The sequence below is a fragment of the Microbacterium sp. C7(2022) genome (assembly GCF_028823665.1).
GTDB lineage: Bacteria > Actinomycetota > Actinomycetes > Actinomycetales > Microbacteriaceae > Microbacterium.
In genome coordinates, this window is record NZ_JAPEHV010000006.1 from 268,349 (window position 1) to 294,794 (window position 26,446).

Genomic DNA, 26,446 nt, shown 5'->3' on the forward strand with positions numbered 1-26,446 from the left:
CAGATGTACGTCACCGGCCGACTGCCGCTCCTGGTCGCCCTCGGGGCGGTGCCCGTGGTGCTCCTCACCACGGCTGGCGTCGCCCCGTGGTTGGCGACCCTGGTGTGGATCGTCGTGTGCGTCGCGGTCGCGGGGACGGATGCCGCGCTCGCGGCAGATCCGCGTCGCCTCACCATCACCCGTACGATACCGGGGCGCGTCGCGCTGGGGCGGGCGGTCGCCGCAGAAATGCGCGTGCGGAACACGGGCGAACGCACGATCCGCGGCCTCGTGCGGGACGCCTGGCAACCGACCGCCGGCGCCGACGGAACGCGCCATGCGGTGGTGATCCCTCCGGGTGAATCCCGGGTCGTCCGCGTCCCCTTGCTCCCACGCCGCCGCGGCGAGCTGCGCAGCGAATACGTCATCGTGCGGTCCGCAGGGCCGTGGGGACTGGCGGGCCGCCAGGGCCGCATCGACTCCCCCGGCGCGATCCGCGTGCTCCCGCCGTTCACCGCTCGCAGGCACTTGCCTTCGCGCCTCGCGCGCTTGCGCGAGCTCGACGGGAGCACGAGCGTGCAGGTACGCGGACAAGGCACCGAGTTCGACAGCCTGCGCGAGTACGTGCGCGGTGATGACGTCCGCTCGATTGACTGGCGCGCCACCGCACGATCGAGCACCACCATGCTGCGCACGTGGCGACCAGAACGCGATCGACACGTCGTCATCATTATCGACACCGGGCGCACGTCAGCCGCGCGCGTCGGTGACGGTGTCCGGCTGGATGCCGCGATGGAGGCGTCGCTGCTCCTCGCCGCGCTCGCGCAACGTGCGGGCGATCATGTGCACCTGATGATGTTCGATCGCGTAATGCGCGCGCGCGTGACCCGCGTGGACGGTCCGGGCCTTCTGCCCGCCATGGTCGACGCGATGGCACCGGTCGAGCCTCAACTGATCGACACCGATTGGGATGCGGCCTTCGGCGCGGCGCGCAGCCTCACGTCGCGCCCCAACCTGATCGTGGTCCTCACTGCGCAGGATGCGGTGGATGCCGCGCGCGGCTTTCTGGGATCCCTGCCCGCCCTTGCGCGACGCGCCACGGTGGTGATCGGCACGGCGACAGACCATCCGGCGAGCACGCCCCCGCGCGCCAGCGCCGAGGACGTCTATCGAGAGGCTGCCTACGCGCGCAGCGCGCACGACGCGGAGATCGTCGCCGCCGCGATCGCACGTGCGGGCGCCGAAGCCATCGTGGATCATCCCGACGCGCTGCCCCCGAGGATCGCCGATCGCTATCTCGCACTGAAGGCGGCCGGACGGCTCTGACCTGGGTTTTCTCTCGCTACGACGGCATGAGCACGGGGACACACGCGCGCGTTCCTGAGTATGCGCTGTAAGGCGCGCTACGCTCGCGTCGAGGAAAGGAGTCCGCCATGTCGGATACCACCACCGAGCCGAAAATGGCGACGAAGCTCGTCGCCGAGGCTCTTGGAACGCTGTTGCTCGTCTTCGGAGGCGTCGGCACCGCGCTGTTCGCATCCGCATTCCCCTATGACGACCCCGCCAATCCGCTCGGCGTCGGGTTCGTCGGCGTGGCACTCGCCTTCGGTCTGACCGTTGTCGTCGGCGCGTACGCGTGGGGCCCCGTATCGGGCGGGCACTTCAACCCCGCTATCACTCTCGGCTTGGCAGCCTCGGGTCGCTTCCCCTGGAAGGACACGATCGGCTACATCATCGCGCAGGTGATCGGTGGCGTCGTGGCGACGACGCTGATCGTCCTCATCGGTACGTTCGGCCCCGAGGGCTGGCTTTCGAGCGCGCAGAACGGCGGGTTCGCCTCGAACGGGTTCGGTGAGAGCTCGCCCGGTGGATTCGGGCTGGGCGCCGCGATTGTCGCCGAGATCCTGCTGACCGCCATCTTCGTCATGATCATCCTCGGCGTTACGCACCCGACTCGCGGAAACGCACTTCTTGCGCCGCTCGCGATCGGCCTCACGTTGACGCTTATCCACCTCATCTCGATTCCGATCGACAACACCTCGGTGAACCCGGCACGCTCGATCGCCGCCGCGATCTACGGCGGCGCCGAGCCCCTCGCCCAACTGTGGGTGTTCATCGTGTTCCCGATCGTGGGTGGCCTGATCGCGGGTCTGCTGCACCGGGCGCTTCTCGAAAAGACACCGGCACCGCCGGCAGAGGAGACTGCACGCGTCGAGCCCTGACGCTCCGTCATCGACCAACGAAGAACGGCCTGCCCCCATGGGGGCAGGCCGTTCTTCTACAACACGCGGGGTCGCGCTCAGCGCAGGTCGAAGCGATCCAGTTCGGTCACCTTGCCCCACGCGGCCACGAAGTCACGCACGAACTTCTCGTGCGCGTCGTCGCTGGCGTAGACCTCGGCCACAGCGCGAAGCTCGGAGTTCGACGCGAAGACGAGATCGGAGCGCGTGCCGACACCCACCTTGTCGCCCGAACCGTCCTTCGTACCCATGAACGCGTGCGAGCCCGGGTCGAGCGGCTTCCAGGTCGTGCCCAGATCAAGCAGGTTGACGAAGAAGTCGTTCGTGAGAACGCCCGCGCGATCGGTGAACACGCCGTACGCCGAACCGTCGTAGTTGGCTCCGAGCACACGCAGCCCGCCGATCAGCACCGTCATTTCGGGAGCCGACAGCGTGAGCAGGTTCGCCTTATCGAGCAGCAGGTACTCCGCGGGCAGTTCAGCCAGCGGGCCGTAGTAGTTGCGGAAGCCGTCGGCGACCGGCTCAAGGCAGGCGAACGAGTCAGCATCCGTCTGCTCAGCCGTGGCGTCGGTGCGTCCCGGGTGGAACACGACCTCGGCCGGCACACCGGCATCCGCCGCAGCCTTCTCAACCGCGGCGTTACCGGCAAGCACGATGAGGTCCGCGAGCGACACCTTCTTGCCGTCGGTGCGGCCCTCGTCGAACGACGCCTTCACGCCGCGCAGAACGTCGAGCACCTTCGCCAGCTGGGCGGGGTTGTTGACTTCCCAGTCCTTCTGGGGTGCGAGGGCGATGCGTGCACCGTTGATGCCCCCGCGCTTGTCGCTACCGCGGAACGACGACGCCGCCGCCCACGTGGTCGCGACCAGCTCAGAGACGGTGAGTTCGCTGTCGAGGATCTGTGCCTTCAACGCCGCTGCGTCAGCGTCATCGATCAGCTCGTGGTCGACGGCCGGCACGCGGTCCTGCCAGATGAGCGGTTCGCTCGGAACCTCGGGGCCGAGGTAGCGCTCGATGGGGCCCATGTCGCGGTGCGTGAGCTTGAACCATGCGCGCGCGAACGCGTCGGCGAACGCGTCCGGGTCTTCGGCGAATTTCTTCGAGATCGGCCCGTACACCGGGTCGAAGCGCAGCGCCAGGTCGGTGGTCAGCATGCGCGGCTCGCGACGACCGTCCGAGTGCGCGAGCGGGACCAGGTCGGCGCCGGCACCGTTCTTCGGCCGCCACTGGTGTGCACCAGCGGGGCTCTGGAAGAGCTCCCACTCGTAGGCGAACAGGATGTGGAAGAACTCGTTGTCCCAGCGGGTCGGGTGGTAGGTCCACGTCACTTCAAGGCCCGAGGTGATCGTGTCGTCCCCCTTGCCCGATGCGTGCGAGCTCTTCCATCCGAGACCCTGCTCCTCGAGACCGGCAGCCTCAGGGTTGTCGCCGACGTGCGTGTCGGATGCCGCACCGTGCGTCTTGCCGAAGGTGTGACCACCGGCGATCAGCGCGACTGTCTCCTCGTCGTTCATCGCCATGCGGCCGAACGTCTCACGGATGTCGTGTGCGGCAAGCAGCGGGTCGGGCTTGCCCTCGGGGCCCTCGGGGTTCACATAGATGAGCCCCATGTGCGTCGCACCCAAGTTGCCACGCAGCTTGCGGTCACTGCCTTCGATGAAGCGCTGATCGCTCCCCATCCACTCGGTCTCGCCGCCCCAGTACACGTCATCGTCCGGCTCCCAGACGTCAGGGCGACCACCGGCGAAGCCGAACGTCTCAAAGCCCATCGACTCGAGCGCGACGTTACCGGCGAGGATCATGAGATCCGCCCACGAGATGCTCTGGCCGTACTTCTTCTTGACCGGCCACAGCAGGCGGCGGGCCTTGTCGAGGTTGACGTTGTCGGGCCAGCTGTTCAGCGGCGCGAAGCGCTGCTGGCCAGCACCACCGCCGCCACGACCGTCGGTGACGCGGTACGTGCCTGCGCTGTGCCAGGCCATGCGGATCATCAGCGGACCGTAGTTACCGAAGTCTGCGGGCCACCAGTCCTGAGAGGTGGTGAGTACCTCGGCGATGTCTGCCTTCACCGCAGCGAGGTCGAGCGCCTCGAACGCCGCCGCGTAGTCGAACTCCTCGCCCAGTGGGTTCGCGACGGCGGGGTTCTTCGCCAGGATCTTGAGGTTCAGCTGGTTGGGCCACCACACGCGGTTCGCGTTGCCTGCCGTGGGGTGGGGCTGCGACGTGTGGACGACCGGGCAGCCACCCGCGGCGTCGGGCTCGTCGGTGACGGTGACAGCCTGGTCGACCTCGGTCTCGCCGCCGACCCCGTTCAAGGACTCGTTCTCAGTCATGTTCTTCCTTTCTGACAGCAGTGGATAGGAGTGATCTCACGCAAGGGGTACGTCATCAGCGCACGCGGGGCAGACGCCCCAGAAGGTGACTTCGGCCGTCTGCACCACGTAGCCATGACCCTGTGACGGCTCGAGGCACGGCGCACCACCGACGGCGCAGTCAACATCCTCGACGGCGCCGCACCTGGTGCACACGAGGTGGTGATGGTTGTCACTCACCCGCAGCTCATACAGTCGCGGCATCCCGGCGGGTTCTATGCGTCGGGCGAGGCCCGCATCGACGAAGTCGCTGAGCGCGTTATAGACCGACTGGAGGCTCGTCTGCGGCAAAGACAGCGCGACAACGCGGTACAGATCCTCCGCGCTCGAATGCGGCTTGACGCGCAAGGCGTCCACGACGGCAGAGCGTGAATCCGTGACGCGTAGCCCCGAGTTCCGGATGAGTGCGGCGGGCTCGAATGGCCCAAGATCCGCGGTCGACGTCATGACTCCATCATATGCCACTTTTGATTCATTCAAAAGAGCGCGTGCAGGGAGAGTGGATGCCGCGCCTACCCGGCCACCAGCGTCGGCGTGCCCGCGGACCACTCGTCGAGATCTCCGGTTTCGCCACGCCGGTGCGCGCGCCGACCGAGAACGAGCATGTACGCCAGAAACAGCGCCAGCGCACCCGCGCCGATACCGAGCTTCAGCGGCCAGGGCCACGGCTGCGGCGTGACGAAGCCTTCGACGAGCCCGGCGACTGCAAGCGCGATCACCAGCCCGATCGCGATCGTGCCGAGCGACCTTCCCGCGTGTGCGAGGGCAGCCGAGCGCTTACGCGGGCCAGGAGCGACCCACGCCCAGAAGATCTGCAGTCCGGCCGCGCCGGCGACGAAGATCGACGTCAGCTCGAGAAAGCCGTGCGGCAGGATGTACAGCAGAAAAACATCACCGCGGTCGAACGCGAGCATCACGGCCGCCGCCGTTCCCACGCCCACCGCGTTCTGGACCAACACCATGAGCGGCCAAATGCCCGTGACCCCGAAGAGGACGCACTGCGCCGCGATCCACGCGTTGTTCGTCCACACGGTTCCCGCGAACACAGCCGCCGGGTTCTCGCTGTAGTAGTTGGTGAAGTCGTTCTGCGCGTATTGCTCCAGCTGTGCTTGCGATCCAAGGCTCGCCACGAGCGCGGGGTCACCCGAGATCCAGAACGCCACCAGCGCACCGATAGCTACGAAAGCAATCGCGATGATCAGCGTCGTCCACCGCACGCGATACAGCGCCGCCGGGAGTTGATCGACGAAGAATCGCGGCACATGACGCAGCACGTTCTCCGAGGCGCCCGTAAGCCGGAGGCGCGCACGCGCGAGCATCGTCGAGATGTGATCGGCCACGCGATCACGCCCGGCGACAGTCTTGACCTCGGCGAGATCAGCCGCGGCAGCCCGGTACCGCACCACGAGTTCGTCGATCTCGCGACCCGACAGCCGATGCGCACGACTCAGTTCATCGAGCCGCTCCCACTCGGCGCGGCGTGCAGCCGCCAGGGCGTCGGGGTCCATGCGGTTAACTGTACGCATGCCGGGCGCCGAAACGACGATCACCCACGTGCATCAAGACGAGATCCTCACCGGTGAGGCCGTCGCCCTCGACGTGCAGCCGCTCGGCTTCTTCATGCGGGCGCTCGGCGTCATCATCGACATGCTGGCGAGCATCATCGTCATCCTGGCATTCGTGCTGGCAACGACCTGGCTCGGCACGCTCGGGCTGATCGGGGCCGATGTGATCCCCATTGTCACGATCGTGATCGCGGTACTCGTGATGGTCGTTGCGCCGACAACCATCGAGACTGCGACGCGGGGGCGCAGCCTCGGCCGACTCGCGGTGGGCGGGCGCATCGTGCGCGTCGATGGAGGCGCGGCGGGCTTCCGCCACGCGTTCATTCGCGCACTCGTCGGCGTCCTAGAGTTGTGGTTCACCTTCGGCGCGATCGCGGCACTCGTCGGCGCGTTCACGCCGCGATCGCAGCGGCTCGGGGACCTCTTGGCCGGCACGTACTCCGAACGCACGCGCACTCCAGCCCTCCCGCCGGCGCCGAGCGGAGTCCCCGCACCGCTCGTTCACTGGGCGAACGTCGCCGATGTGGGACGGCTCCCTGACCGGTTGTCCAGACGCATCGCACAGTTCACTCGCTCCGCCGACAAGCTCGAAGCTCCCGCGCGCAGTCGCCTCGCGACTTCGCTCGCACACGAGGCGTCCGAGTTCGTCTCCCCCGTGCCCGACGCCGACCCTGAGACGTTCCTCCGAGCCGTGGCCGCCGTTCGTAGGGCACGCGAGATCCGGGCGATCGAACTCGAGAACGCGCGCGTCGCCTCCCTGGTGGGGGCAGCGACGACGCCGCACTCTGATTCAGTGCCGCACAGACCGCCTCAGTAGCGGTAGTGCTCGAGCTTGTACGGCCCCTCCACCGGCACACCGATGTACGCCGCCTGGTCCTCGCTCAGCTGCGTGAGCTGTACGCCTAGGGCGTCCAGGTGCAGTCGGGCGACCTTCTCGTCCAGGTGCTTGGGCAACACGTAGACGCCGGTCGGATATTCGTCGGGCTTCACGTACAGCTCGATCTGGGCGAGCACCTGATTCGTAAACGACGCACTCATCACGAATGACGGATGCCCGGTGGCATTGCCCAGGTTGAGCAGACGCCCTTCGCTGAGCACGAGCACGCTGCGCCCCGTGGGCATCCGCCATTCGTGCACCTGCGGCTTGATCTCGACCTTCTCGACGCCCGCCAGCGCAGCCAGCCCCGCCATGTCGATCTCGTTGTCGAAGTGCCCCACGTTGCCGACGATGGCCAGGTGCTTGAGCGCGAGCATGTCGTCGACCGTGACGACATCCTTGTTTCCGGTGCCGGTGATCAGAATGTCGACGGTGTCTGCCACATCGGTCAGCCGTGCAACCTGATAGCCGTCCATGGCCGCCTGGAGTGCGCAGATCGGATCCACTTCACTCACGATCACACGAGCACCCTGCCCCCGCAGCGCTTCGGCGGCGCCCTTACCGACGTCACCGTAACCACAGACGAAGGCGACCTTTCCACCCATGAGAACGTCGGTGGCGCGGTTGATGCCATCGGGAAGCGAGTGGCGGATGCCGTACTTGTTGTCGAACTTGCTCTTGGTGACCGAGTCGTTCACGTTGATCGCCGGGAAGAGCAACTCCCCCGCCTCGGCCAACTCGTACAGCCGGTGCACACCGGTCGTCGTCTCTTCTGTGACGCCGAGCAGACCCGCGGCCATGCGTGTGAACCGCTGCGCGTCGTTCGCGATGCTCGCACGCAGGGTTTCGAGGATGATGGCGTACTCTTCCGGGTCGCCGGGTGCGGCATCCGGAACCGCGCCCTCGCGCTCGAACTCGACGCCCTTGTGCACGAGGAGGGTCGCATCCCCGCCGTCATCGAGGATCATGTTCGGGCCGTCGAAACCTTCGCGTGACCAATCGAAGATGCGGTCGGCGAGGCGCCAGTACTCTTCGAGCGTTTCACCCTTCCACGCGAAAACGGGCACGCCAGCGGGAGCATCCACCGTCCCGGTGGGGCCGACGACGACGGCAGCGGCCGCCTCGTCCTGGGTCGAGAAGATGTTGCAGCTCGCCCAGCGCACCTGCGCGCCGAGCGCCACCAGCGTCTCGATCAGCACCGCCGTCTGCACCGTCATGTGTAGCGAGCCCGCGATGCGCGCGCCCTTCAGCGGCTGACTTTCGCCGTACTCTTCGCGGAGCGCCATCAGCCCCGGCATCTCGTTCTCGGCCAGACGCAACTGGTGCCGACCCGCCTCGGCGAGCGCAATGTCGGCGATCTCGTAGTCGATCAGGCGTGCGGATGCCACGGGGGCTGAAGTGTTCGGCATTCCCCTATTCTCCCACCCGGCACCTGCCGGATGCACCGACCTCAGACGCGGAGCGTCTCGTGCCGAACGACGGTCCACCCGCGAGGCACCGACAAGCGTTCGGTGTGGATCGCGCACAGGTCGTGGGCGTGCGGGTTGACTTCCAGACCAAGGGGTCCCAACGCCGCCATCTGGTCGGTGTAGTCGTAGGTGAGGGTCGTCACCGCTTCGCGGGCACAGCCCACCTTGGAACACAGTCTCTGGCGCATCGGGTCCAGGCTAGTCGCTTTCAGCCTTCACTCAGGTATGCCGCGCCGCCGCCGGACGCGCGCCTAGGATGGAGCCATGGCCTGGCGACGCACACGAGGGTCGGCGGCACCGGCACGACGCCCTGACCGACACGGCCGGCATGGCCGCATCGGTCGCAGTCCGGTGGTCCGCCCGCCGTTGCCTCCCTTGGAAACGCGCATGGAGCGCTTTGATCTTGCCGTGGGTACCTCCGCCGAGTTCCTTCGGTCGGCGTGGCCGGAACTGCGCGAAGTCCGCTTCGAGGTCGCCGATATGCCGCAGGCGAGCGATGAGAAGGGCATCCCCCGGTGGACGGTGTTGCGCGATGCCCGTCGCATCATCCTGTACCGGCTCCCGATCGAGCGCCTCAGTCACCTGCACCGAAATGACGATCTTCACCGACGCATGATGATCGAGGGGTGCGTGTTCCGCGCCGCCGCCGAGTATCTCGATCGCGACCCGTGGGATCTCGGGCCCGAGCGCTTTCGGTTCTCCTAAGAGGTAGTTGTCACGGGTACACCGTGATAGGCCGCGCCGCGGCATCCGCCCCCCACACCGGGAACCCCGCGAGTGCACCGTCGCCCGACATGGACAGGCTCGCGCGGACAGCCCCCGTGCCAGGGTCGAGCTGGTACACGGTGCGTGACGTCAGCCTGACGGATGTGCTCTGCCCCGCGCCGACTCTCACTTCGAGGCGATAGGTCTCATCTGTCGAGGTGAGAATGACATCCGCGGCGTTCTCGGAGTCATTGACGAGCGTGAGCACCGGCGCGGGACCTGCCGGCGACGCGAAGAGAGTCGGCGTAGATACCTCCGGCGCGGATGTGAACCAGGCGAAGTCGTCGCTCACGGTCGATCCCGTCGACTGCCACAGGGCTGCGACCACAGGGTCCTCTGCCACCACGCTCACGGAGTAGACGGCCGCGGGGAGGGCACCGAGATCGATCGCGGCGGGCACACCTGCCGGGAGCGGGACCTCAGCGATCACAGTGGCTGGCTCGGTACTACCCGTGCGGGAAACGGTGATCGACGCAGTCGTGTCCGCGCTCGGTGAAAGCACGCGCAGGATGCTGGTGCTCTCCGTCGCATCCACATCGCCACCCCGCGCTGCGACCGGAACACCGACGATCACCTGTTCGCGGGACGGCTGCGCGATCGCGTCGACCTGATCCACACCCCCGGCGACGAGCGTGCGGGTGATGCTCGCCTGCAATGATGCGAGCACGGGAGCACCGGTAGCCGTCACCCGGATCACGGGGCTCTCTTCGCCGAGGAGGAGCCCGGCGAGAGGAAACACACGCTGACTGCCCGCGGGGATCACCTGCTGAGTCCCGCCGGGCGGCGAGACCATGCCCTCGGCGCCGAATACGGCGATATCGACCGTCGCCGCGACCTCACCCGGGTTACTCACCAGAACGAGGTCGGCCGCGCCCGTAGACGCTGAGCCGCCGACGAGCCATGACTCCAGGAGTGGTGGTCGGCACGCGGACGCGGCATACCCGCGCAGGTCGCTCCCACTCACCGTGGACGAACCCGAAGCCGCGACGTCCGTACGCACGCGATCCTGAGGCGGAGCAGTCCACGCCGACGGACCGTTGTTCCCCACGGCGGCCGACGACTCCAGCCGCACTTCCTCCGGCTCGGGATCACCCTCCCCCACTCCGACCGTCACATTCTGGCGCGCCGCCAGGGCAAGACCTGCGGCGTCCTCGGCATCCGACCCGAGAGCAAGCAATCCTCCGGTACACGCCACCAAGGTCGGTGCGGGAGCCGGTCGAGCGCTGACCGACACCGGCTCGTGGGTGATCGCCGGCCACGGCAGAGTCACCGCAGTCGCCACGGCGACGACGGCGAGGATCGAGACGATGCTTCCGGCGAGCATGCGTGTGCTCGTGCCGGCGAATCGGAACATCCGCTTGTCGCTCATCGACCCTCCTGCCAATACGGTCCGACGACACGCGGCAGTCGGCGCGCCTCGCGCCGCGTCACCGAGGTCGGCACGGCCAGCAACAAGGCGATGCCCAAAACACCGATCTGCAGCGCCATGATTACACCCGCGATACGCGTCACGTCCGCGGACTCCGGCGAGCGCTCCGCCACGGGAATCGACACGCGCCACAGCAGGCCTTTTTCGGTCTCTCCGACGGCTTCGAGACTCTCTCGTTGGTTGAGCGCCGTCGCCGCTTCGAGGCGCATCGTGCGGGCCGCCGGGGCCTCATCGTCTGAGCCCGGCGCCAGGAGCACGAAGCTGATGCCGTGGTCGGCGAGATCTTCGACGGGCGCGTTGTCGCCCGATGTCACGAGGTCTGCCGCCAGTCCACCGATCCGCACGTCATCGGGCCCGAGTGCCGTGCGCGTGTCGGCGACGGTCGACTGCCCGCCCAGTGTCTCGCTGCCGCCCCAGACGAATGTCGCCGCGAGACCCCCGTCGTCTTGAGGCGACAGAATCACGGTGCCCACGTCGGGGTCGTCATCCCCTTCGACGGCGACGTAGGCCGGCAGCGTCGAAGCATCGCCCCGATCGATGGTCGCCACGCCGCGGGCGAGCGCCGTGAGCGAAGGAATCGCCAGGACCGCGATCCCCACCACGACGACCGCGGCCACACTTGCGCGCACGATGTTGCCACGCGGCGCCACGCCCGCGTCCACGGTGACCAGCGCCGCGCCGATCGCCGCCAGCCATGCCAGGCTCAGCCCGGACCCCGGCCAGAGCGCCACCGTCTCGGACTGCGTGAACTGCACCGCCACCCCGACCGCCGCGAACGCGGTCGCGAGGCCCGTTGCGGCGACGCCGAGCAACAGAATGCCGGCCGCCCAGCGCTGGGTGAGCGGCGCCGCCAACGCCACGAGCGCGAGGGGCGCCGCGAGCAAGGGAACCCACCAACTCGGAGCACCAGAGAGGAACCCCACCCATCCGGCGATATCGTCCGTCGGAATCCCGGCTGCCAGCAGCGCGCGGCCCGACGCGGTGGGCTCGACCTGGGGTCCCGCCCACACGACTCCCGGGTCCGCGATGAGCGCCCATCCGTCGCCCACCGCGATGGCATGCCAGATGAGCGGTGCGAAGAAAACGGCCGTCGGTACCAGCAGCCAGATCAGACGTGAGGTGCCGCGCCCGTTGCGTGCCGCCAGCACCAAGATCAGCACGCCAAGCCAGATCACAACGACAGCGGGACCGACCGATGGCGACGCGGCAAGCACGCCCACGAGGAGCACGGATGCCGCTCCCGCAGCCGCCCACGAGCGATGCGCGACCGACGCCGCATAGAAGAGCCAAGGCAGCAGAAGGTGGGTCAGCACGGCTGTCGGCCGCCCGTCGACCAAAGCCACCAGAAAAGTCGGTGTCAGCGCCCAGAGGGTGCCGCCCACAATGCGCAGGCCCGCACGCTCGGTGACCCGCGTCGCGGCGAACCAGCCACCCAACGCGGCGAGCGGGAGCGCGAGGATCCACAGGGCGACGATGGCCTGTGATGGGCTCCACGGGGTCGCCGAACCGACCAGAGCGATCAGCGACGAGAACGGATCCGCCGGGGCAACGAGATCCCACCCAAGGTTGCGCTGCCCATAGGCGGCATCCGACCACAATCGTTCTACGGTCGAGCGCAGAGGTTGCAACGCGCCGCCGCCGAGGACCGGCCACGCCAAGAGCGCGGGGAACGCCGCGAGCGAGGTGATGAGTGCCCCGAGGACGAGCCATGCACCCCCTCCGGCAAAGAACCGGAGCTCCGTGCGCACCGCACCGCCCGGCGTATCTCCGTGTTCGTCCACACCGAACGCACTGCGCAATTGCGAGCCGGTCACGCGCAGCGGCGTGAGCTGCGACCAGGGCACGCGCTTGACCGCTTTCAGGCGGCGTCGCGAACGGATCAGCGCAAACGGGCGACCGATCGCAATGAAGGACGCGGCCCACTCGGGACCGATCAGCAACGGCTGCTTGCGGAACAGCAGCAGGACGGTGCGCCACACGGCCAGGGGCAGGATCGACAGCCACACCAACGGCGCGATGTACACCCGGGCGTACGCCAAACGGCGATGCAGCTGCGCGGTGCGGGTGATGAGTGCCGCTCGCTGACGCCGCGCAGCGCTCAGCGGCGCGGGAACACCGGCGACACCGTCGCCGGACGTCGCCACGCACGCGCGCGGTGCCACCGCGACGCGACCGCCTGCCAGGCGCGCGCGCACACCGAGGTCGAGACCCTGATCCGCCCCCAGCAGTGCAGGGTCGAGACCCTCGAGCTCGCGCCACGCCGAGACGCGGACGAGCAGGCCTCGCACGTCGGCCCCCATCACGTCTTCGTGCGCGTCGTGCTGACCCTGGTCCAACTGCCCCGCCGCATAGTCCACGGTGGCGCCCCAGCGTGTCATGCTGACCCCCATCGAGACGAAGCGCGAACGGTCGTTCCAGCGCACCAGCTTGGGCGCGACGAATGCCACGGACGGCGAGCGCTCCAACGCCTCACTCAGATGAGTGAGCGCGTCTACGTCGGGAGCAGTGTCCTGGGCGAGGAGCCAGAGCGCGTCGTCAGTGGTCGGTGCCGCCTCGACGGCCGCGTCGACCGCGGTGGCGTACCCGGTGGATGCGGGCAAAGAAACCACCTCGTCGACGCGGAACTCGTCCAGCGCGGCTGCGACCTCGGCGTCTTCCCCGAAGCACGTGACGATGGTCGTTCGCGCAACGGGCGTACGCTGCGCGCGGAGGGCACTGAGCGTTCGCCGCACGTGCAGGGCGGCCGGGGTGCGGCCGTCCGGTCGCACAACAATGACGGCGTGGACTCGGGCGGGCATGACCAGGTCAGACTAAGCGCACCGCTGGCGCGGACCCATGTGCCACGCGACAGTGCCGCAGATTAGAGTGCCGCAGATTTCTGCTCGCACTCAGCCGGCGAGGCGCTTCAGCTTGCGCCGCTCGCGCTCACTGAGGCCACCCCAGATGCCGAAGCGCTCGTCGTTCTGCAGGGCGTACTCGAGACACTCCGCGCGCACGTCGCACGTCCCGCAGACGCGCTTCGCATCACGCGTTGAACCGCCCTTTTCGGGGAAGAAAGCCTCTGGGTCGGTCTGCGCGCACAGCGCGTCAGCCTGCCACGAGAGTTGGCTGTCTTCGTCGGTCTCGGCAGGTCGTCGAACGCCCGGAACCCCGAGCTGAACGGGATCGACGAACCAATTGTCGGGTACACCCGATCGGTACTGCGATGTCGTCATTTCCAACTTCCCCCCGTGGTCCCCCCGATTCACGCTGGGCCGCGTGTACGAGTAATTACACCCGTGTAGTTCCCGAAGGTCAAGTCGCAGATATTAAAGCCTCAAGCATGCATTGAACCTTCGCGACGCGCCGACGGCGTGTCGCGCTGTGATAACAGTCGTGCCTCAACCCCGGTACCCTGAATGCACCATGGGCGTCTATTCGAAGCATCCGGCATCCGCTCCGCCGAGCGCTCCGATTCGCGAGACGACCCGGCACCTTCTCTTGCGCGCGTGGTGCATCTTCGTGCTCTTCAGCGCGCTCGCCGGCACGGCATGGGTGAATGCGTTCGGGATGCCGGCGGCCGTCGTGATCACCGTCGGTGGCGCACTGGTGTCCGCCGTGCTCTGGTTGACGATCCGCCCGCCGTTCAACGTGCAGCGCATGCCCTGGTACGTGGTCGCATATGTCGTGTGGGCAACCGCATCGATCATCTGGTCTGCGTGGCCGGCGGCGACGGCATCCACTCTCCTCCTGCTCTACATCACGACGATGCAGGCGCTCTTCGTCGGCAGCGTGCTGACATGGCACGAACTGGTGCGCGCGATCGCCTCGGCTCTCAAATGGGTGTTGGGGCTCTCACTCATCTTCGAATTGTGGGTGTCGATCTTCGTTGGCGTGCCCGTGTTGCCCGGCTTCGTGCCGCGTGTCGAACCCGTAGACCCGATCCTGTACTGGTCCCGTGACAACTTGCTCGACGGCGGCCGAATTCAAGGGATCATGGGCAATGCGAACCTGCTGGGAGCGGTCGCCCTCGTCGCGATCATCGTGTTCGCGTTGCGTCTCGCGTCGCGTCCTCCGCGCTCGTTCCTGCTGTGGGCCTGGCTCGCTCTGGCCGTGTACATGGAGTATCGAGCGGCATCGGCCACCGCGATCGTGGCTGGATGCGCCGCAGCCGTCGTGCTCATCACGGTCATGCTCATGCGGCGAGCGACCCGCCCCGGCGAGCGCACCCGCTACTACGTGGCATACGGCGCCGTCGCCGTCATCGCTGCCGTCGTGTTCTGGGCGTTCCGCGATTGGGTGTTCACCGCACTCGGACGCACCTCGGATCTCACCGGCCGAGAGCGAATCTGGGAGGCTGCCATCGAACGAGCGTCGGAGCGCCCCTGGACCGGCTGGGGCTTTTCTACCCCGTGGGTGACCAGCGAACCCGCATTCAGCGGATGGATCATCGACCACGACCAGAGCGTGATGCAAGCGCACAACATGTGGGTCGACGTCTACTTGCAGCTCGGCATCGTCGGTCTCGTGCTGATCGGGATGGTGTTCTTCGCTTTCATTTGGCGCGCATGGTTCTTCGCGGTCGACCGGCCACGCTGGGATCTTCGCGCCGACCGGCCGTACTCGACGATCACCCTCTTGCCGACTCTTATCGGCAGTGTGCTGCTGGTGCAGGGACTCGCGGAATCGAACCCGCTCATGCTGTGGGGCTGGATGTTTATCGTGATGTTCGGCGGCAAGATCAAGCAGTCGCCGTTCGTGGGCGAAGGCCCCATCGAGCAGCGTGTCGCCATCGAGCGCGGAGATGTGACGCACGGGCCCGACGCGCGCGACGGGGCCTGATCAGATGTCGCTGCGCAGCAGGCTGCTGTCCCTGCTCGACTCGTCGATGTTCGCGTCGGCGTACGCGCTCACCGCGATCGGGACGCTGTTCTGCTCGCATCTCCTCACGCGTCTGATCGGGGATGCCGGGTTTGGCGCGATGGTCGCGGGGCTGTGCGCTCTGGGCGTGGCGATGCTGATCGTGCGACGCCGCGAGATCCGCATCGTGCAGGTCATCCCCACGACGCTCTTGGTGTTTCTGGGCTGGCTGCTCGTCACCGTCTTCTGGGCTCGCGAGCCGCTGGAGTCACTCGCGGGGTGGGTGGCAATCGCCGCGCCGACGGTCATCGCGCTCGTGGTCGCTCACACGCGCGACACGTTGCAGATCGTGCGATCCACAGGCGATGTGCTGCGCGTGCTTCTGGTTACCTCGCTCGTGGTCGAAATCCTCAGCGGCATGCTCATCGACATGCCGATTCGGTTCTTGGGCATCGCGGGCAACCTCGCCGAGGGTGGGCCGATTCAGGGCGTGTTCGGAACCCGTACGCGGCTCGGGCTCGTGACGATGATCGCTCTCATCAGCTTCCTGGTCGAGTGGCGCACGCGATCGGTCACTCCTCGGGTCGCCGGTTTCTCCTTGGTGTTGGCGGGCATGATGGCCGTGTTCACGGCATCCCCCATCGTGTTCCTGATGGCTCTGATTGCCGCGACCGCCACCGGCATTCTGGCTGCGATTCGCCGACTGCCCGCGGCTCGACGTCGCGCGGCCCAGTGGAGCTTGGCTGCGGTGCTGGGGATCGGGGCGCTGTCGGCATACGTCTTCCGCCAGGCGATCATCGACCGCTTGAACGCGGAGCCAGACTTTCTGGCACGCTCGCGGCTACGCAACGCCGCACTCAACATGGTCGAGTTTCGCCCCGTCCAGGGGTGGGGTTGGTACGGGGAATGGCCCTCGGGAACCGTGCCGTTCTCGGTGATCAGGGCCATCACAGGTCGCGACCACGCATCCGCGCTGAACGCGCTGCTCGACATACTCTTGCAGGCCGGGTGGGTCGGACTGGTGCTGTTCGGCGCCTTCGCTCTCGTGGCGCTCTCACGAGCCTGGCTGACGGCGACCGAACGCCGCTCGACCGTTTACACGTGGCCGGCGCTGATCCTCATCGTCCTGCTGTTCGATTCGGTGATCGAGAGCGCCGTCCTTCACGACTTCGGGTGGTTCCTGCTGGTCGTATGCGCGACGAAGGCGTCGCTCGTGCGCGGCTGGCGGAGTGAAGCGCACTTGGATCGTCCCCCCGCTCCGGCGCTGCATTAGAACGCCGCGTATGATGACACGGTTCGCTGCGGGTCGTGCACGCCCGCCAGTCCCCGTCGTTTGGATCTGCCGTTCATGGCCGCTACCACCCTTCCACCCCGCCGCGCAGGCTTCATAGCCGAAATCGAGGGCGTTCGCGGCCTTGCGCTGACGCTCGTCGTCCTTTTTCACTTGTTCGGTCAAGGTCGCGTCTCAGGCGGCGTGGATGTCTTCCTCCTCATTTCTGGGTTTCTCCTCACGCGCTCGATTGTGCGCAAGGCGGAGGACCGTAGTGGACCATTTCTCACGGCGCAGTACGGCCGAGTCTTGCTGCGTCTGGTTCCTTCCGCTCTGGTGGTTCTAATCTTCACTGTCGGTGCCACGCTGGTGATATCCCCGCTCTCGACGTGGGCGCAGACTGGTCGAGAGGTCATCGCGTCAGCGTTGTACTACGAGAACTGGGAGCTGATTTCCTCACAGCTCTCGTACGGTGCGGCCGGTCCGAACACGAGCCCCCTGCAACACTTCTGGTCCCTGTCGGTCCAAGGACAGTTCTTCTTCTTTTGGCCTCTCGCAGTCGTGGGGCTAGCGTGGCTCGCCTTTCGGGCCGGGCAGAGTGTGCGCCCCTGGGTATTGGCGTTTGCATCGATCACCACGGCCGGATCCTTCGTGTACGCGATGATTCTGACTCAGCTCGATCAACCCGTTGCATACTTCAGTTCCTTCAGCCGCTTTTGGGAGCTCGGCGCGGGCGCCCTCCTCGCGCTAATGCCGGCTCTCGCACTCCCCGCCCTCGCGCGAATGGTACTGGGCTGGGTTGGGTTGCTCCTCATCGTCAGTTGCGGGTTCGTGATAGACGGAGCCCACGCGTTCCCCGGTCCCTGGACGTTGTGGCCACTCATCGGTATTGCGCTCATCATTCTCGGTTCAGGCGCCGCTACTCGGTGGGGGCCGGACCGAGTATTGCAGTGGCGACCCCTCACCTTCCTCGCGCGGGTGTCCTATCCGCTGTACCTTTGGCACTGGCCGATTCTCATTTTCTACATTCAGTTCAGGCATCAGGAAAAGGTGGGCATCGCCGGCGCGACCGTCGTCTTCCTCACCTCCTTGGCGGCAGCCTGGCTGACGCAGCGCTGGGTGGCGGAGCCTGTCCTCACCCGTGGACTGAAGTACCCCAGCCCGCGGGTCATCGCCGTGACGTGTAGCGCGCTCCTCGTTGTTTCACTCACAACAGCGGCTGCCGTGTGGCGAATCGATGAGGCGCAAGCGGAGGCACTCGCGGCGGCCAACGCGCCGTCCCCGGATCATCCGGGTGCACTTGCGCTCACGACGCCGGCGATGACCTGGGATGAGTCAGTGCCTTTCCGGCCCTCAGCAGAGACGGCGAACGCCGACCTCCCACCGATCTACGATCAAGGTTGCGTTCAGAACTGGCGAAGCGAACCTGGCATGGACGAGGTCCTCATCTGTCCCGACGAGTCGACGGATTCGCCCGCGAAGACGATCGTGATGTCGGGTGGATCGCACGTTCTCCACTGGTATCCGGCCCTGCGCGCGATCGCGGATGAATTGAACTGGGCCGTCGTCGTGGTCGACAAGGACGGCTGCCGCCTCACTACGCGCACAGAAGACGCGGATGGCCTGTCTGAGACATGCCACCGATGGAATGATGAGGCGATTCCCACGATCATCGATCTTCACCCCGATGCCGTCTTCACCGTGGCAACGAAAACGCCCGAAGAACCCGGAGCGGTAGAAATCGCCTACCCCGGCCAAGTGGCGGCCTGGGCTGAGCTTCAAGCGGCGGGCGTGCCGGTCATCGCGGTACGCGACACGCCCCGGTTCTTCGACCGCGTTCCCGAGTGCATAGAACTCAGCGGCGGCGATCCCGCGGAGTGCGGCCGAAACCGAGACGACATTTTCGCGCCAGTCTCGCCTGTCGAGTTCGAGTCCGTTCCCGACGGTACGGCACTGCCCGACCTAACGGACGCGTTCTGCACACCGCAAGTGTGCGAGGCGGTGGTCGGCAACGTGCTGGTCTACCGCGACCAAGACCACATGACTGCGACGTACTCCGCTACCCTCGCCACCCCTCTCAGGGACGCACTGGAGAGCACCGCCGCTTGGCTGTTTGAGTAGGCGGGCGTTTCAGCGGCGCCACCAGGTGCGAGCGGAGGTTGACTTCGACTTCGCTCGCTCCTCTTCCAGTCGAGGAGAATCACTTTCGACCGTGCGGCTCGAAACCCCGCGGGCTACGGGAACAGCCTCGTCGTCGCTCATTGCCCACCAGCGCGTTTTCTCCACCGTGGAAGCATCCGGCTTGTAGTACGGCTCCACCAAGGAAAGGTGCGGTCGCTCCCAGGCAATGTCTCGCCGCACGATGCGCGCCGGGTTGCCAGCTGCGACGGAGTTGTTTGGCACCGCCTTGGTGACAATGGACCCAAACCCAATCACGGCGCCCGAACCAATCGATACGCCTCCGAGCACCGTGCTGTTGTACCCGAGCCATACGTGATCTCCCACAACGATGTCTCGCGAGACGTTGACACGATGGCCAGTCGCGACGTCGAAAATGGGATGCCCGTCGTCCGCTCGGAGCTGGACTCCAATCGCAAACATGCAGTCCTCGCCGATCGAAACGGTGGTTCCTTCGGTCGCTGAGATACCGAGCGATCCGGTCGTCGAAACGTTCGGACCGATCACCACAGTTGAGTCCTGTCCGACCCGAATCGTCGCGATGAACGCGGGCACACCCACGCTCGAAGAGATCTCGACCACACCGTTGTCACAATCGAACTGAATCGCAACTCGGCCGAACTTGACGGGCGAATGAACGACCAGGCGGTTACCGCTTCCGCGAAAAGTCACCTCGGTGTTCGCGATGGGCTCACCGGACCACTCGATCCGATTCCCGCGTGAGTCGCTGTATTGCTCGATCTGCATGCACCGCAGTCTATGGGTGAGCGGCCGTCAACGACTCCCAAGAATCCAGCGCGGCTCGTGTCGATCGTTGTGCGACGGTGTGCACACTCCGAGCCTCGATCATCGCCTCGAACACACGTTTAGAGTTCGCGCCATCCCTGACAGGAAAAGTCTCCCTGGCGCGCTCGCGATACTTGAATGCAACTGCTTCGTCCGCGAGCAGTGCTTTGACCGCGGATTCTGCCTGTTCCACAGTCGTTGCTACCGGCCCGAAGCCATGCTCGCGGTAGTCGAAGTACCCCGGCCGCTCCGTGTGGTTCTGGTAGAACTCCTCTTGATCAAACTGGAAGTAGACGGTCGGGCGGTACAGATAAGCAAAGTTGAAGGCCACCGAGGAGTAGTCGGTGATCAGCATCTGCGCCCGCGCGATCAGACTTCGAACATCGACATCCGCGTAACTCTGCACTGTGATCCAATCTGGAACGTCGAAGTCATCCAGATAAATCCGCATGTTCGGATGCGGCATAAACACAGGCTCCAGGCCATGAGTGTCGCAGAGCTCGCGGAGTCGGGCAGATGCGAGCAGGCCCTGTATGTTCCGCCGATACGGAGAATCAAAGAACGCTTCGCTCTTGTTTCGGTCGGCGGATGTCGACTGCATGTCGCCCATCAAATAGTCCCGCCACGTGGGCATTATCAACAGTATCCGGCGCTGTTCGGCGCTCACAGCCTCCGACTGCGCCAGCAGGTCGTCAAATCGCGGCAATCCCGTCAGTCGCACCTCCTTCGCGCCGAAACGATAGGGCGACGGGCCACTCAAATAGTCGTACTCAGCTTGCGTTGATGCGACGAACACGTCGATCTGCTTTGAGTTGAGCCAGTTCGAGATGTCACTCTTGATCACCCCGTGTTGCAGAAAGGTAAATGTGAACTGAGGTTTGCCGAAGACTTTCGGAAGCGGGTTGCTGACGAATCGGTCAGCGTGACTCGAAGCGACATGTATCGCGCTCAAGAAAAGTAGATTTGCCTGGATCGTTCCGTATCCGACGACGCGCACCCCCTCCTTCCGCAATCTGCGCCAGTCATCCGTACCTCTTCGCACGACGAAGAACGCGTTTACCTCCGGGCGGTTTCGTGCTACCCATTTGTAGAGAACTTCAGCGCTGTCGTTCGCGTCGACGTCCCGGTCGAGGAATACCCACGCGTCGCGGTAGTGGCGCGAGATGAAGGGCACGTGCTGCAGAAGATACGTAATGAGCTTTCGGAGTCCATCCGGGTTCGCGTTCCGCTTCCAGAAACGTTGTCGCTTTCGGACGCGTAGTGTGCGCTTGTCGACGCGTTCGCGTGTGGTGTCGCTGGACGATGCCGGCGTTCGGGGCACCGGGATCCGATGGGCGTTGGGAAGCTCCGCCGCCTCCTGCTGCGTATTGGGGATGATGCCGCTCGATGGCGCTTCCGCAACGACACCAGGCGTTGGACGTTCCGCGCGCCAGCCGAAGATGCCTTGCTCCACGTCGTCGAACCACACGCGGACGTCCTGGTCGGTTGGCACCCAGATGGACCTCAGCCAGGCGATCACCAGGCCCGCGTACTCGAGCGCATACTCCTTGTCGTACCGTGGGCGCCCGACGTGACCGTTGATGCGAAGACGTTCGGTGGGCGGCTGCGCGCCATGGACATACGCCAGGCGAGTAAGTCCACGATCATGATCGATCGCGCGCTGCTCGAGGCGTCCGTAGCCAGAGCCGTTCTTGAACACGCATAGCGCTTCGCGCATCCACCGAGAGGTCCGCATGACGCTGAACTCGAGGATCGCTTCGTCGTCCATCTCGCTCAGGATCTGAGGTAGCAACTCTCGCAGTTCTGCGTGCATCTCAGGCGAGAACACCGCGGCGCGGGTCGGCTTTCTCTGCGAAGAACGAAGGATCCAGAAGATGTCATACAAGATCAGGTTCTGCGCCCAACGCGGGAGGTCAGTTCCGTGGGCGTGTGAGAACTTCGCGATCTCGAGATATCCGTACCGGATCGTGTCCGTGTATTTGCGACTGTCGGCCACGCTGGACTGAATCGTCGATGAGCCATCCTTCCGCTGCCGGTATCGATAGATCGCGCTGGCCACCATCCCAACCTGCCTGCGTTCCTGCCCCAGCAGGTAACTCGTGACGAATTTACCGTCCTCAAAACGCAGTCGAAGTCGCTCATCGAAAGCAATTCCTTCGTCACGGATGACGGCAGTACGCATGAAGCCTGTGGTGACGTGCGCCTGGACGTAGTCCGGCCACTCATCGAGATCGATCACGCGCGTGCCCTGCCAGAATCGGAAAGCGAGAGCGTGCCGGTCGGTAATCCGGTCTTCAGCCTCCCACCACATCTCGATTCGTGCGGTCACCATGGCCAAGGAGGCGCCTTGATCGGATTCGATCAGAGCCGCCACATCCGCGAGGTAGGTCTTCCCGAGAGTGTCGTCGGGATCGGGAAACGTTACCCAGTCGCCGTGCGCATGCGAAAGGCCCTCATTTCGAGCGCTCGCCTGCCCACCGTTCTGCTTCGAGATGACGACGACGTTCTGGGGATGACGACTCGCGAACCGTTTCGCCCGATTGAGCGTGTCATCGGTCGAGCCATCGTCGACCAACACGATTTGGACGCGGTCGAGACCGAACGTCTGCGCTTCCAGCGATGCAAAGTAGTCGTCGAGATACTCTCCCACGTTGTACATCGGAGACACGACAGAAAACATGAACGCCAAGAGATCCTCCAGAGTCGCACGCAGACGGTGCACCGATGATCAGTTTACGTGCGGACGCTTGCGCCACTCACAGGCAGCGCTCATCTCGGTGGCGCGCCCTACGACTCGCGTAGAATGCAACGTTCCGGTGTTTCCTAGATGTCTGCGAGCCACATGTTGCGCGAGTTCCTCCGGCGAAGCCGAGTGCTTCGAGCACTACGGTTCCTTCCTTACGCGATCCCCTACCGGCTGTGGTCACTCTTGCTGCCTGTCCGCCGCGACCGATTCCTCTTCCTCTCCGACTCGCACGACGGCTACTCCGGGAATTTCCGTTTCTTGCGCACGGAACTCCTCCGCCAGATGCCGCACGCGGACGTACGCGGCATCTTCAAGCCGTCGCTCCGGGCTCCCCGCCGAGTCCGAGACATGGTGCGGCTACCGCACCTACTCGCGACGAGCGGCACGATCATCCTCGACGACTTCTATCCCCTGATCTACCCTCTCCGGATCCGCAAGAAGAGTCGCCTCGTGCAGGTATGGCACGCTGCCGGGGCGTTCAAGCAAGTCGGCCACAGCCGGTCCGGGTTACCCGGGGGTCCCACGCCGTCGAGCAACATCCACCGAAACTACACAGACGCGGTCGTCAGCGCAGAAAGCATTCGCGCTGACTACGCCGAGGCGTTCGGTATTGATGTGGCGAACGTGCGCGCCTTGGGCGTGCCCCGTACCGATTCGTTCTTCGACACGGGCCATGCGGATCGCGTTCGCACCCGCGTTCGTTCGGAGCTCGGCATCGGACCCGGACAACGGCTCGTCCTATTCGCCCCGACATTTCGCGGCAACGGGCAGCTGAGTGCCTCGGTCGACCAAAGCGCAGACTGGGCTCGAATCGCGGACGAGCTCGGCGACGACTATCGCGTTGTCATCCGCATGCATCCGTTCACAGCCAAGAGCGCTCCCCCGCTGCCGTCGAATGTGCTGAGCGGCTCTGAACCCGATATGAATGACCTGCTCATGGCGGCCGACGTGTTAATCACGGACTACTCTTCGTCGATCTTCGAGTTCGCGCTGCTCCGGCGCCCCATCGTCTTCTTTGTCCCCGACTTGGAAGAGTACACAGCCGCTCGATCCTTCTACCGGGAGTTCGACCATTACGCCGTCGGACCCGTCGTTCAGAATGAAGCCGAACTGGCCACAGCAATCCAGACAGCCGCGGTAGATGACGACCGACTCAACGGCTTTCTGGATGAGTTCTGCGGCGCACTCGATGGGCGATCGTCAGAAAGAATCGTGCGTGAGCTGTTTCTGACGCCTCCTCGACCCTCTCGCAGTGCCAGGCTGACGACATCGGTCGCCCCCGGCGGGCCGGATCCTGCACCCACCCAGGCGTCTGGCGCTATGGTCCTGCGCCTGGTCGCCGCGCACACTGCGCGGACAGCGTTACGACTTGTCTACGCTCCACTCAAACTGCTCCCCCAGCGACGCAAAGTCGTAATGATCAGTCGGGAGCATCGTGATGTGCCCGCTGACTTCATCGACCTACGGGCGGCGATCAAGCGGGCAGATGAAGCCGTTGAGGTCGTGATACTCGTTCGAATGGTGCCGCCGGGGCTGGTGGGAAAGATCGGCTACGCTGCGCACCTACTACGCCAGCTGTACGAGGTAGCGACTGCACAGGTGCTGATTGTCGACACCTACTCGATGGTGGCGAGCATGCTGACGCACAAGCCATCGCTGAGCGTTATCCAAATGTGGCATGCCCTCGGCGCGTTCAAGAAGTTTGGAATGAGCATCTTGGGCCAACAGGAGGGCCGCGACCGACGTCTCGCACGCGCCATGCGCATGCACGAGGGCTACGACCTCGTACTCGCTAGCGGCCCGTCAGCCCAGGCGCCCTTCGCCGAGGCGTTGAACACAGATGTTTCGCGCGTGGTCGTTGCACCATTGCCTCGAGTGGATCGGCTCAGGGACCGCGCGGCGCGAGGGTCCATTCGGGAGCGCTTCTTTGAGGAGTACCCGCATCTCGAGGGCACCCGGATCGCACTTTTCGCGCCCACGTTCAGGCTCGACGGACGCGTCGCGATTTCAGCAGAAGATTTGCACTCGGCTCTTGCCGACCAGGGCATCGTCACTTTGGTGAAAGTTCACCCGCTGATGAGTTCAACATTCGGCCAGGCAGTGCTGACCGCACCCGGTTACAGCACCCAGGACCTGATGCATGTGGCCGACATGTTCATCACCGACTACTCATCAGCGTTGTTCGAAGCCGCCGTTGTCGGACTGGACACGTACTTCCTCGCCCCGGACCTCGAAGAGTATTTGGCGCACCGCGATCTGTACGTGAATTACCGCGCAGATCTCCCGGGCCCCGTCGTGGAGAGCATCGAAGAACTTGCCTCGCACATCACGGCGGCGCACTCGGCCAGCGAACAAGTACGCCGATTCGCTGAGCAATGGGTGGCCACTCCCGACGACGACCAGTCTTCCGCGCCCTGCGCCGATCACATCGCGGCGCTGGTTATCGCACGCCTCACGCGCTGATTAGGGTCCGCCACGACGCCAACGTTTCCACCGGCGGCGCGCGAGCCGCACCTCTCTCATCACCCGAGTCCGGATCGATGCGTTCGGACCGACAACCGGCTTCCACACTCGCACCTCTCCGGTCTTCGCTGGGAGGGCGCGTGGAGTACTGCTCGTCGCCGCACGGCGATGTTCGTCCAACAACTGGCTCTCCGTGTATCGCCCCCGCCCTTTGAATTCGCGGCGGCGCACTCCGTCGACAACGAGATCCGGCTCTCCGGCTACACCTACGAACACCTTCGACAAGACGCGTTGACCAAAGTAGTCCGGATAGTCGGCATTCCAATCACGCGAGGATATCGGCCTTCCTCGCGCGTCCGAGATCACCGATGGCTCTCCCAGCGAGTAGGTGAATCGCTTCCCCCCAGCATGGTTCGCTGCGCGATAGGCTCCGAGCCACTCTGGAAGCGCGCGCCCCGTGATCGCAAGGAGCAGCAGTCGGGACTCCATCGGCAAGGCCGTCGCATCGTACTCGAACAGACGCGTACGTGTGACGTGCCGGGCACACATCGCGAGCGCTCCCAGCGCCTCCTTCTGAAGTGCTTCGGTGAGGACGACAGCGCGACGGGACTCGTCCAATTGAACGGGAAGAATCCACTGCGTTTCGTACAAGAACATCGATTGGAGCCAGTCAGGCACCGTTCCACTTCGAGCTGTGCGCTCGAGCAGGGGCGCATACCCGTCACGGAAACGGTCGATGTAGGTACGAGGGTTCTCCCGAAATTGGTCTACCGCTGAGTCTGCGGCCGCCCGTCGTCGGTATACGTAGGACGTACTCGCGACCAGACCCAAAGACGGCTCACGTTGCGTCAGGAGAAACGCTGCCGTGAACAGGGCATCCTCTGACGCGTGAAGCCCTGCCGCGAAGCGGAGCCCATAGCGGCGCACTTCCGCTGTGCGGAAGAACGCTGACGCCACGTTGAGCTGAAAGAAGTCCGGGTACTTCTCCATCGGCACCACACGATTTCCCCCGGCGAATCGAAAGCTCAGCGCGTGCACATTCTGTGGCGTGGGCGCAGGCTCCATCAGTCGCAGCAACCGAGCCGACACGATGGTTGCCTTCTCGCCGTGGACGCGAATGAACTGAGCAATCTCGAAGAAATAGTCATCCGCGAGATAGTCATCAGAATCCGGGAACGTCACCCACTCCTCGTGCGCAGCGTCGATTCCTGCGTTCCTCGCGGCGCTCACGCCCGCGTTTTCTTGCACGATGACCGTGCCAGCATGATCGGACGCGGCAAGCCAATCACGCGCGAGGGCCGCGCAGTCATCCGGTGAGCCGTCGTCGACAAACACAATCTGGAGACGGTAGCCACCGACCCGCTGGCGGCTCATCGAACGCAAGAGGTCGGGAAGATACTCGGCGACACGGTACATCGGGATGACGACGCTGATTCCGATGTCAATGAAGTCAGAGCGCACGGGCGCA

The 26,446-nt window shown here is 65.3% G+C and carries 19 protein-coding genes; 8 read left to right on the top strand and 11 right to left on the bottom strand.

From position 1 onward, the window contains the following. Positions 1-3: 3 nt before the first annotated feature. Both ON062_RS11645 and aqpZ read left to right on the top strand, forming a co-directional pair. Positions 4-1,305: a DUF58 domain-containing protein gene (locus ON062_RS11645; protein WP_274647304.1), complete on the top strand. Its 1,302-nt coding sequence runs from the start codon at positions 4-6 to the stop codon at positions 1,303-1,305. Positions 1,306-1,412: 107 nt separating this feature from the next. Beyond that, complete coding sequence (gene aqpZ / locus ON062_RS11650; protein WP_274647305.1) at positions 1,413-2,201, top strand: aquaporin Z; 789 nt, start codon at positions 1,413-1,415, stop codon at positions 2,199-2,201. Positions 2,202-2,278: 77 nt separating this feature from the next. Here aqpZ and katG read toward each other — a convergent pair whose 3' ends face one another. The 3 genes from katG to ON062_RS11665 form a co-directional block, all read right to left on the bottom strand. Beyond that, the gene (gene katG, locus ON062_RS11655) at positions 2,279-4,552 is read right to left on the bottom strand and encodes a catalase/peroxidase HPI (RefSeq protein WP_274647306.1); all 2,274 of its coding nucleotides are present in this window, start codon (positions 4,550-4,552) and stop codon (positions 2,279-2,281) included. Positions 4,553-4,588: 36 nt separating this feature from the next. Then, entirely contained in the window at positions 4,589-5,038 is a 450-nt protein-coding gene (locus ON062_RS11660; protein WP_274647307.1) for a Fur family transcriptional regulator, read from the bottom strand. A gap of 65 nt (positions 5,039-5,103) precedes the next feature. After that, positions 5,104-6,099, bottom strand: coding sequence for a stage II sporulation protein M (locus ON062_RS11665; RefSeq protein ID WP_274647308.1), 996 nt, complete (start codon positions 6,097-6,099; stop codon positions 5,104-5,106). A gap of 16 nt (positions 6,100-6,115) precedes the next feature. Between ON062_RS11665 and ON062_RS11670 the strand changes: the two genes are divergently transcribed. Continuing rightward, positions 6,116-6,973 carry an RDD family protein gene (locus ON062_RS11670; protein ID WP_274647309.1) on the top strand — a complete coding sequence of 286 codons (858 nt, stop codon included), beginning with the start codon at positions 6,116-6,118 and terminating at the stop codon, positions 6,971-6,973. Here ON062_RS11670 and ahcY read toward each other — a convergent pair. Together ahcY and ON062_RS11680 are read right to left on the bottom strand one after the other, a co-directional pair. Next, entirely contained in the window at positions 6,967-8,442 is a 1,476-nt protein-coding gene (gene ahcY / locus ON062_RS11675; protein ID WP_274647310.1) for an adenosylhomocysteinase, read from the bottom strand. The two genes, ON062_RS11670 and ahcY, sit on opposite strands and share 7 nt — an antisense overlap. Positions 8,443-8,483: 41 nt before the next feature. Next, positions 8,484-8,690: a DUF3499 family protein gene (locus ON062_RS11680; protein ID WP_274647311.1), complete on the bottom strand. Its 207-nt coding sequence runs from the start codon at positions 8,688-8,690 to the stop codon at positions 8,484-8,486. Positions 8,691-8,766: 76 nt separating this feature from the next. Here ON062_RS11680 and ON062_RS11685 point away from each other — a divergent pair, with 76 nt between their 5' ends. Beyond that, on the top strand, positions 8,767-9,207 hold the full coding sequence (locus ON062_RS11685) for a metallopeptidase family protein (protein WP_274647312.1): 441 nt from the start codon (positions 8,767-8,769) through the stop codon (positions 9,205-9,207). Between the two features lie 10 nt (positions 9,208-9,217). On the opposite strand, the gene ON062_RS11690 is transcribed toward ON062_RS11685, so the two are convergent. The 3 genes from ON062_RS11690 to ON062_RS11700 form a co-directional block, all read right to left on the bottom strand. Next, positions 9,218-10,636 (bottom strand): DUF5719 family protein, encoded by a 1,419-nt coding sequence (locus tag ON062_RS11690; protein ID WP_274647313.1) that lies wholly within the window; start codon positions 10,634-10,636, stop codon positions 9,218-9,220. Then, a complete protein-coding gene (locus tag ON062_RS11695; protein ID WP_274647314.1) occupies positions 10,633-13,494 on the bottom strand; it encodes a glycosyltransferase in 2,862 nt (953 codons plus the stop codon). Before ON062_RS11695 ends, ON062_RS11690 begins: the two co-directional genes overlap by 4 nt. Before the next feature lie 90 nt (positions 13,495-13,584). Then, on the bottom strand, positions 13,585-13,911 hold the full coding sequence (locus ON062_RS11700; protein ID WP_274647315.1) for a WhiB family transcriptional regulator: 327 nt from the start codon (positions 13,909-13,911) through the stop codon (positions 13,585-13,587). A gap of 190 nt (positions 13,912-14,101) precedes the next feature. Here ON062_RS11700 and ON062_RS11705 point away from each other — a divergent pair, with 190 nt between their 5' ends. The 3 genes from ON062_RS11705 to ON062_RS11715 all read left to right on the top strand — a co-directional run bounded on the left by ON062_RS11705 (position 14,102) and on the right by ON062_RS11715 (position 18,926). After that, positions 14,102-15,517: an O-antigen ligase gene (locus ON062_RS11705; protein ID WP_274647316.1), complete on the top strand. Its 1,416-nt coding sequence runs from the start codon at positions 14,102-14,104 to the stop codon at positions 15,515-15,517. Positions 15,518-15,521: 4 nt separating this feature from the next. Further along, positions 15,522-16,808 (top strand): O-antigen ligase, encoded by a 1,287-nt coding sequence (locus ON062_RS11710; protein WP_274647317.1) that lies wholly within the window; start codon positions 15,522-15,524, stop codon positions 16,806-16,808. Positions 16,809-16,883: 75 nt separating this feature from the next. Next, positions 16,884-18,926 carry an acyltransferase family protein gene (locus ON062_RS11715; RefSeq protein ID WP_274647318.1) on the top strand — a complete coding sequence of 681 codons (2,043 nt, stop codon included), beginning with the start codon at positions 16,884-16,886 and terminating at the stop codon, positions 18,924-18,926. Positions 18,927-18,935: 9 nt separating this feature from the next. Here the strand turns inward: ON062_RS11715 and ON062_RS11720 are convergent, their stop codons facing one another. Next, entirely contained in the window at positions 18,936-19,730 is a 795-nt protein-coding gene (locus ON062_RS11720) for an acyltransferase (RefSeq protein WP_274647319.1), read from the bottom strand. A 10-nt stretch (positions 19,731-19,740) separates the two neighbouring features. After that, entirely contained in the window at positions 19,741-22,449 is a 2,709-nt protein-coding gene (locus ON062_RS11725; protein WP_274647423.1) for a CDP-glycerol glycerophosphotransferase family protein, read from the bottom strand. Positions 22,450-22,596: 147 nt separating this feature from the next. Here ON062_RS11725 and ON062_RS11730 point away from each other — a divergent pair, with 147 nt between their 5' ends. After that, positions 22,597-24,978: a CDP-glycerol glycerophosphotransferase family protein gene (locus ON062_RS11730; RefSeq protein WP_274647320.1), complete on the top strand. Its 2,382-nt coding sequence runs from the start codon at positions 22,597-22,599 to the stop codon at positions 24,976-24,978. Here ON062_RS11730 and ON062_RS11735 read toward each other — a convergent pair whose 3' ends face one another. Then, positions 24,979-26,439: a glycosyltransferase family 2 protein gene (locus ON062_RS11735; protein ID WP_274647321.1), complete on the bottom strand. Its 1,461-nt coding sequence runs from the start codon at positions 26,437-26,439 to the stop codon at positions 24,979-24,981. Between the last annotated feature and the right edge of the window lie 7 nt (positions 26,440-26,446).

Bases quoted from the DNA above. Each gene is read 5' to 3' on its own strand.
- ON062_RS11725 (WP_274647423.1), bottom strand. From the start codon at position 22,449: ATGTTTTCTGTCGTGTCTCCGATGTACAACGTGGGAGAGTATCTCGAC.
- katG (WP_274647306.1), bottom strand. From the start codon at position 4,552: ATGACTGAGAACGAGTCCTTGAACGGGGTCGGCGGCGAGACCGAGGTC.
- ON062_RS11720 (WP_274647319.1), bottom strand. From the start codon at position 19,730: ATGCAGATCGAGCAATACAGCGACTCACGCGGGAATCGGATCGAGTGG.
- ON062_RS11700 (WP_274647315.1), bottom strand. From the start codon at position 13,911: ATGACGACATCGCAGTACCGATCGGGTGTACCCGACAATTGGTTCGTC.
- ON062_RS11690 (WP_274647313.1), bottom strand. From the start codon at position 10,636: ATGAGCGACAAGCGGATGTTCCGATTCGCCGGCACGAGCACACGCATG.
- ON062_RS11670 (WP_274647309.1), top strand. From the start codon at position 6,116: ATGCCGGGCGCCGAAACGACGATCACCCACGTGCATCAAGACGAGATC.
- ahcY (WP_274647310.1), bottom strand. From the start codon at position 8,442: ATGCCGAACACTTCAGCCCCCGTGGCATCCGCACGCCTGATCGACTAC.
- ON062_RS11665 (WP_274647308.1), bottom strand. From the start codon at position 6,099: ATGGACCCCGACGCCCTGGCGGCTGCACGCCGCGCCGAGTGGGAGCGG.
- ON062_RS11660 (WP_274647307.1), bottom strand. From the start codon at position 5,038: ATGACGTCGACCGCGGATCTTGGGCCATTCGAGCCCGCCGCACTCATC.
- ON062_RS11705 (WP_274647316.1), top strand. From the start codon at position 14,102: ATGGGCGTCTATTCGAAGCATCCGGCATCCGCTCCGCCGAGCGCTCCG.
- aqpZ (WP_274647305.1), top strand. From the start codon at position 1,413: ATGTCGGATACCACCACCGAGCCGAAAATGGCGACGAAGCTCGTCGCC.
- ON062_RS11685 (WP_274647312.1), top strand. From the start codon at position 8,767: ATGGCCTGGCGACGCACACGAGGGTCGGCGGCACCGGCACGACGCCCT.
- ON062_RS11710 (WP_274647317.1), top strand. From the start codon at position 15,522: ATGTCGCTGCGCAGCAGGCTGCTGTCCCTGCTCGACTCGTCGATGTTC.
- ON062_RS11715 (WP_274647318.1), top strand. From the start codon at position 16,884: ATGGCCGCTACCACCCTTCCACCCCGCCGCGCAGGCTTCATAGCCGAA.
- ON062_RS11730 (WP_274647320.1), top strand. From the start codon at position 22,597: ATGTCTGCGAGCCACATGTTGCGCGAGTTCCTCCGGCGAAGCCGAGTG.
- ON062_RS11680 (WP_274647311.1), bottom strand. From the start codon at position 8,690: ATGCGCCAGAGACTGTGTTCCAAGGTGGGCTGTGCCCGCGAAGCGGTG.
- ON062_RS11645 (WP_274647304.1), top strand. From the start codon at position 4: ATGTACGTCACCGGCCGACTGCCGCTCCTGGTCGCCCTCGGGGCGGTG.
- ON062_RS11695 (WP_274647314.1), bottom strand. From the start codon at position 13,494: ATGCCCGCCCGAGTCCACGCCGTCATTGTTGTGCGACCGGACGGCCGC.